Origin of the sequence: Glaciecola sp. HTCC2999 (assembly GCF_000155775.1) — a bacterium.
Taxonomy (GTDB): Bacteria; Pseudomonadota; Gammaproteobacteria; order Enterobacterales; family Alteromonadaceae; genus Opacimonas.
Genome location: NZ_DS989811.1, coordinates 520,069 through 527,098, shown reverse-complemented (window position 1 = coordinate 527,098; position 7,030 = coordinate 520,069). Strand labels below are relative to the sequence as shown.

Genomic DNA, 7,030 nt, shown 5'->3' with positions numbered 1-7,030 from the left:
GAATCACTGAACTGACCTCTCGAGTATTCAGTGCTTTTGCTTAGCTCGGGCTCTGCTAATTTAGCGTTTAAGCGCTGTGCATCACCTTCTAACGCTAATAAATTTTCATCGATATAACTAATTGCTGTTTAAGTACATCGATTTCTTCAAGGCATTGCTGTTTCTCTACTAACGCGGCACGAGCTAATGACTCTTTCTCATGTTCAATCGCTAATTGTGCTTTGTGAGCCCAATTTTTAGTATCTTCTTGTAAACGTGCCACTTTACGAGTGAATTGTTTTTGTTCAGCTATATTACGCGCTGAAATTGTGCGTAACTCTACTAATGTTTCTTCCATCTCTTGGATAATCAAACATATTACTTTTTGTGGGTCTTCAGCTTTGTCTAACATCGCATTAATATTAGACTGTACTATATCGTTCATTCTAGAAAACATACCCATAATCAACTCCTTTAGCGGTTGGATTGCTACATCACTACATTGTGATGTGAGCGATAGGTTCACAATAACTGTTTCAATTCGCATGCCAAATACACAAGTTATTGAAATTGTTGTGTTTTATATAAATTTATTCATTAAGTTTAAAATTTAACATTGAAGGGATTAGTTTATTCCGCCACCATTTGGTCAAAATCGCTAAGTATTTAAGGCCCTATTTGACAGAACAAGAGATAAAAAAACGGACTATCTATACGAAGTCCGTCTAAAAAAAATTACTTATTTTAATTAAGTAATGCTGTGGGATATACAAAGCATTTCGAGACATATATTGCCAACTAAAAACCACCACTATACCGATAACAAACGCGACAATAGGAGCGATTAAAAGTATCAACACATCAAAAGCATATAACATCAAAACTACTCAGCCGTTGCTTTATCGTTGATCTTTAGATCCGTACTGAGCATAGCTTCGAGCGTTTGCTTAGCACTCGCTTTAACTATATCTTGCATTTCGATATTCGTTTTAATCGCAGGTCCGGTATCATCCAGAGAAAAGTTATGTGTCGCAGATAACACCATGGTCTGCACATCAATATGAATATCGTAGTTGGTTTGGACCACCGTTTGTTGCACCATGTAATCAACATACTGAGATAAAGGGACTAATTGTGATGTCGGAGCAACATGCACAGGATTAGACAGGGTATTAACAAAAGTGGCGGCGATAAGGGTAGAAGTTAACATAATTTTATTTCCTATTAGCTTAAATTAAGTGCTTAACCGTAATTGTGTAAGTCGCAATAACAGATGCTTAGTTTGTGCCAATTTTGAATAAATTATAAATTATTGATTTTGTTATATTTTTGTGGTTTTAACATAGAGTAAATAATGACTGTATAAAAAATTGACCACTTAAAATGGTCAATTTAACCTATCAATTAGTCAACTTTACTATCAAGGTAAGCTTGGGAGGCCGCTTGAGTCTCAAGCAAGGCATCGAGTGCTGCAAATAGGACATCTGGAGACGTGTTACGCCCAACTGCATTTTCACTTAGGTAACGACGCCAGACCCTTCCACCGGGTTGTCCCTGAAATAAACCGAGCATGTGCCGCACAATATGCCAGACTTTAGTCCCTTGTCCGAATTGGTTAGGTGCAGCCAGTTGCTCAACAATATAACTATGCATGCGTTTAACAATTTCAATTCGTGATAAGACCGCTTGATTATCTCCATAAATAAGATGATCTACTTCACTTAGAATATATGGATTAGAGTAAGCTTCTCGACCTATCATCACTCCATCAACATAGGATAAATGATGTTGAGCTTCAGCTAAGGTCTTCACGCCACCATTAATACTGACATGTAAATGTGGAAATTCCTCTTTTAACTGATATACACGCTCATACATTAACGGTGGTACTTCTCTGTTCTGCTTCGGGCTAAGTCCTTGCAGCCAAGCTTTACGCGCATGGACAATAAACGTGTCACATCCCGCTTCAGCCACCTGTTCAATGAATGCAGATAAATCCTCATACTCATCCATATCATCAATCCCAATACGTGATTTCACAGTAACAGGAATGTCGACCTGGGCTTGCATTGCGCTCACACAATCGGCCACCGTCTGTGGCTCAGCCATTAAGCAAGCACCAAAACGACCATTTTGAACACGATCTGAGGGACAGCCAACGTTAATATTCACTTCATCATAGCCGTATTCTTGGGCTTTGATTGCGCAATGAGTCATATCTTCCGGAACACTCCCGCCTAGTTGTAACGCCACCGGCTGCTCTGCGGCATTAAAGCCCAAATAATCCCCTTTACCAAATATGATTGCACCCGTTGTCACCATCTCAGTATACAATACGGTGTGCTGAGAGATGAGACGGTGGAAGTAACGGCAATGTTTATCGGTCCAGTCAAGCATAGGCGCGACAGAAATACGGCGGTCGATAGAAGGTGTTGACACAGTTGAGTAGTCTCAAGAAAGCATAAATTAATATTCAATAATATCATACGATATAATAGGGTGCGAGTTGTTGAATCGATACCATTTATGATTATCAATATTCGATACGATTTGATAAATTAAAATAGTTGACGCTGTGTCGCCATTTTACTAGCATTAATGAATCTATGGATTTACCTATCATTAAGGCTAAGTACGGCAAATATGAGTTGGATTAAAGCGCTATTTATATTTCCTATCCATTTTACTCTACAAATGAGTAACCTCGCTTTCTGGGCAATATTGATTGTGATAGTGGGTTTAATCAAACTCGTCCTCCCTTTTCCAACTCTCACACGATATTTAAATGCGCTTAATGCAAAATTTGAAGTGGCTTTTGGTGTGATTAGCATCTGGTTCATCACCTTTTTTAATCGTATTGATATCGATACCCACATACCTGGCTCTATATCGCCAGAAGGCTGGTATTTGATCACAGCAAACCATCGTAGTTATTTAGATATCATTTTGCTAATAGGCTGTGCAAAAAATCATTATCCTGCCCCTAAATTTTTTCTCAAACAAGAACTGATTTGGTTACCCTTTGTGGGATTAGGAGCATGGGCACTTGATATGCCATTTATGCGCCGTTACTCAAAAGCCGATATAGCTAAAAATCCAGCGTTAAAAGGGAAAGACATCGCCACGACACAATCTGCGTGTAAAAAATATAGAAATACCCCTACAACCATTATCAATTTTGTGGAAGGCACTCGTTTCACTACCTCCAAGCATATTCAAAAAAACAGCCCTTACCAACACCTACTCCCACCGAAAGCTGCTGGTATTGCATTTACGTTGGCTACCATGGGAGATTTATTTAATAGTATGCTGGATATCAGTATCATTTATCCTAAAAACTCCCAATGGCCGATGATGGATATGCTGTGTGGCAACATGAAAAGCATTATCATTGATGTTAAAGAGATCCCTGTTACAGCACAGATGCGTGGCAATTACCAAGAAGATAATATTTTTCGAGATGATTTTCGATGCCAATTAAATACATTATGGGAAGAAAAAGATCTTCGCATTCAGACATTTTTAAAAGATAATTAGTATTATCACTTTATACCACTACGGTTAGGATCAATATGCAAGCATCCACCATTCAATTTATTATCTTAGATATTATCAATGCGTTGTTTCGTCATCCCGATCCTGCTATTACCATGCAAGATATAAGCTATAAATTAGCTGCTATTTTTATTATTGCAGTGACCGCAATGTTTGTACTTTGGGCAGTTAAATTCATTGTTAGGTCAAAATTACTCACATTATTATTACGTAATAATCAGGTTTGGGATGATGTATTACATGAACAAGGTTTTTTTAACCGCATAGCACATATTACGCCCGCACTTTTTGTCTTCGCAAGTGCACCTGTACTATTAGAGTTTAACACCTTACTTTTAAGTTTTGTCCTAAAGTGCGCCCAAATCTACTTAGTGATATCAACAATTATCGCTGTGTTTTCACTGCTCAATACTATTGAAGTATTGTATCAGCGTTCAAATTTAGCGAAAAAAGCCCCCATTACCGGATTTATTCAAGTCAGTAAACTGATCCTTGCTATCATTGCAATTTTGCTCACTATTTCTCTTATCCTAGATAAAAGCCCGTTAATATTATTATCAGGTCTAACTGCAATTGCTGCGATATTATTATTAATATTTAAAGATACCATTCTTGGCTTTGTTGCAGGTATCCAGATAGCTGCAAATAGAATGTTCAATACCGGTGACTGGATTGAGATGCAAGCCTATGGTGTTGATGGTGAGATCCGAGAAATTGGCTTAAATGTAGTAAAAGTTCAGAATTGGGATAAAACTATCGCAACATTACCTACTTATACATTGACTAATGAGGTAGTAAAAAATTGGCGTGGTATGTTGCAATCAGGTGGTCGTCGAATCAAACGAAGTATCCAAATTGACATGCAGAGTATCACATTTTTAGACCAAGCCATGATTAATGACTTACATAATGTTCGATTCATAACACACTATCTTGAGAGTAAATTAAACGAATTACAAGACTATCACCAAAACGAACAGATAGATCAAAGTGACTTACTCAATGCTAGACGTCTTACCAATATAGGGACATTTCGAGCCTATATCGAAGCTTATATCCGAAAACATCCACAAATTAATCAATCATTAACGTTAATGGTGCGCCAATTAAAACCCACAGAACATGGGTTAGCATTAGAGATTTACTGTTTTAGTAGTAATAAAAACTGGGTGGAATATGAAGGAATTCAGGCGGACATTTTTGATCACATACTAGCCAGTATGCCATTATTCAAACTCCGCCCATATCAAAGTATTACCGACAAATCGCACTTGTCTTAAGCAAGTGCGTAGCCTATTAAGGCACAAAAAATAAGACCTGACACGCCAAAAAATCCATATTCTATTTTCTCTTGCATACCAGAAGGAGTAGATCGAGTCGCAATAAATGCCATTATGATACTGGAAACACCCAATACAAACGCTAACATACCTACACCAAATACGATCGAATTGATCCATTCACTCATGACTTTCTCCAATAAAAATTAATGGTATTATTATACCTAGATAGATAATAAAACGATATGCGTAGCTGCACATTTATGAAGAAACATTGATATTAGTCAAATGCCAATAATTTTAATGATTTCTGCATTAAATTGGTCAGAATTACAAACACAATGATTATATCGCATCTGAGATGTTTTATTTAATAACCATTCAGTCTTATTTTAACTTGGCATGTTATTTGAAAGACAATAAGCCATAATCAATATATTGAGGCTTAACAAGACCTCGATAAATCAATATAAAGGGATATACATGACAAATTTGAAATCATTAAGCGCGACTAGTCTATTGTGGATAATTTTTAGTCTGAGTTGCATCTTCTCTGCTCATGCTAACAATAATGGTATCAATGTTCAGGTTGACAGTTGTTCGATGGATCTCAATGGGACCCTAGGTTTCCAAAACGAAGTACTCACACTTACCACACCAGAGCTGACCGTGGTCATTGACGAAAAACAAAATCTCAGCGTTAATGAACAGTCGGTCCCCCTTAATAAACAACAGCGAGCCGCTGTAGAATCTTATTATTATAACTTAAAAGCAGCCATCCCGATTGGCGTTGAGTTTGCTGCTCAAAGTTTAGAAGTGGCGAATCTAGCAGTTAACGAAGTATTTGCTGAGCTATTAGGCTCTGATGATGAACTCATTACTAAAATGAATGAGTTAATGAATACGATTGAAGTCAATCTCAAACATAATATCTATGCGCCTGATGGCAGTATATTTATTGATCCCAAAAGCAATACTAGCGAACACTGGACTAGCCCAGAGTGGGAAGCCGAATTTGCAGAAGCCATTCAACATGCCATTAACGAGTCTATGGGACGTCTATTTATGGCCATCGGCAAAGAGATGTTATTCGGAGATGGCGAAGGTATAGGCGATTTGTTTAACCCAGATGCATTTGGAGTTCGCATGGAGCAAAAAATGATGATGCATGCCAAAGCATTAGGTGAATCTGCGGAACTGTTATGTGAAGTATTACACAGCGCAGAAACAGCTGAACTACAACTTGCAACACGTATTCCGAGCTTAGCTAATTTAAATATGGTGACTATCATCGACAACACGGGCCAGCAACTATGATTAACCATGTCGCTCGCGTCATGCTATGTGGCTGTGGTTGGCTCGGTCAACCATTAGCATCTCGGTTAATATCTCAAGGTATAAAAGTATATGGCACAACAACACGCACTTGCCAGCTTTCTTTCCTAAACGAGTTAGGTATTACTCCACATCTATTTTCCATCAGTAAAAATTCTGAAGATAGCCCTGAGTTTAATCCATCTTTATTAGCCGATTTAGCCAAGTGTGATGTTCTGGTAATCAACATCCCTCCAGGCCGCAGAGATTTAGATGCCAATTCGTTTACCCAGAACATGCTTAGATTATTTAAGACTGCAATGACTCAGCAACCTGATGTTCGCATTATCTTTGTCTCGACAACTTCGGTGTTTGGCGATGTCACCGGTCAGGTTGACGAAGATACACCCACAGCGCCAGTGACTGCATCCGGTATTGCTCATCAGACATTAGAACATTGGTTGCTAAAGCATGCATCTAAGCAAAGTACGATAGTGCGATTGGCTGGTTTAATTAACCAGACACGACACCCCGTCACCTCTCTAGTTAAAAGGAGTGTTATTGAGCAAGGTCATCAAGTGGTGAACTTAGTACATCAAATAGACGCGGTCAATGGACTGTTGCAAGTGGTTTTAAAATGGAATGAAGTCGTTGGGCACATATTACATTTGTGTGCTCCTGAGCATCCGACACGTGAGGATTATTATCAAGCTGCAGCGCAAAGTAAACAGCTTCCAAAACTCAAATTTATTTCGAATGATAGCGAGAGTATTCATACTGATGTATCTACGAATGAACCTTCAGGAAAAATAGTGATATCACAAAAAACCCAGCAAATGCTGGGTTTTGAATATGATTTCCCTAGCCCATACGATATGCTGTAAAGCCAGGTGGGTATTTAT

Annotated in this window: 8 protein-coding genes; 4 read left to right on the top strand and 4 right to left on the bottom strand. The window is 38.2% G+C overall.

Annotation, left to right across the window (positions count from 1 at the left end; genetic code table 11):
- Positions 1 to 94: 94 nt before the first annotated feature.
- The 3 genes from G2999_RS12030 to dusA form a co-directional block, all read right to left on the bottom strand.
- Positions 95 to 442 (bottom strand): PspA/IM30 family protein, encoded by a 348-nt coding sequence (locus G2999_RS12030; protein WP_010179889.1) that lies wholly within the window; start codon positions 440 to 442, stop codon positions 95 to 97.
- 420 nt (positions 443 to 862) lie between these two features.
- Complete coding sequence (locus tag G2999_RS06390; RefSeq protein ID WP_010179885.1) at positions 863 to 1,189, bottom strand: hypothetical protein; 327 nt, start codon at positions 1,187 to 1,189, stop codon at positions 863 to 865.
- Positions 1,190 to 1,383: 194 nt separating this feature from the next.
- Positions 1,384 to 2,418: a tRNA dihydrouridine(20/20a) synthase DusA gene (gene dusA, locus G2999_RS06385; protein WP_029257426.1), complete on the bottom strand. Its 1,035-nt coding sequence runs from the start codon at positions 2,416 to 2,418 to the stop codon at positions 1,384 to 1,386.
- A gap of 204 nt (positions 2,419 to 2,622) precedes the next feature.
- Between dusA and G2999_RS06380 the strand changes: the two genes are divergently transcribed.
- Entirely contained in the window at positions 2,623 to 3,516 is an 894-nt protein-coding gene (locus G2999_RS06380) for an acyltransferase (protein ID WP_010179880.1), read from the top strand.
- A 35-nt stretch (positions 3,517 to 3,551) separates the two neighbouring features.
- Positions 3,552 to 4,814 carry a mechanosensitive ion channel family protein gene (locus G2999_RS06375; protein ID WP_010179879.1) on the top strand — a complete coding sequence of 421 codons (1,263 nt, stop codon included), beginning with the start codon at positions 3,552 to 3,554 and terminating at the stop codon, positions 4,812 to 4,814.
- Here G2999_RS06375 and G2999_RS06370 read toward each other — a convergent pair.
- On the bottom strand, positions 4,811 to 5,002 hold the full coding sequence (locus G2999_RS06370; protein ID WP_010179877.1) for a hypothetical protein: 192 nt from the start codon (positions 5,000 to 5,002) through the stop codon (positions 4,811 to 4,813). The genes G2999_RS06375 and G2999_RS06370 overlap by 4 nt on opposite strands.
- A 295-nt stretch (positions 5,003 to 5,297) precedes the next feature.
- On the opposite strand from G2999_RS06370, the gene G2999_RS06365 reads away from it, so the two are divergent.
- The gene (locus tag G2999_RS06365; RefSeq protein ID WP_083781678.1) at positions 5,298 to 6,131 is read left to right on the top strand and encodes a DUF2884 family protein; all 834 of its coding nucleotides are present in this window, start codon (positions 5,298 to 5,300) and stop codon (positions 6,129 to 6,131) included.
- Complete coding sequence (locus G2999_RS12025; protein ID WP_010179873.1) at positions 6,128 to 7,012, top strand: SDR family oxidoreductase; 885 nt, start codon at positions 6,128 to 6,130, stop codon at positions 7,010 to 7,012. The genes G2999_RS06365 and G2999_RS12025 overlap by 4 nt, the downstream gene beginning before the upstream one ends.
- Positions 7,013 to 7,030: the final 18 nt, after the last annotated feature.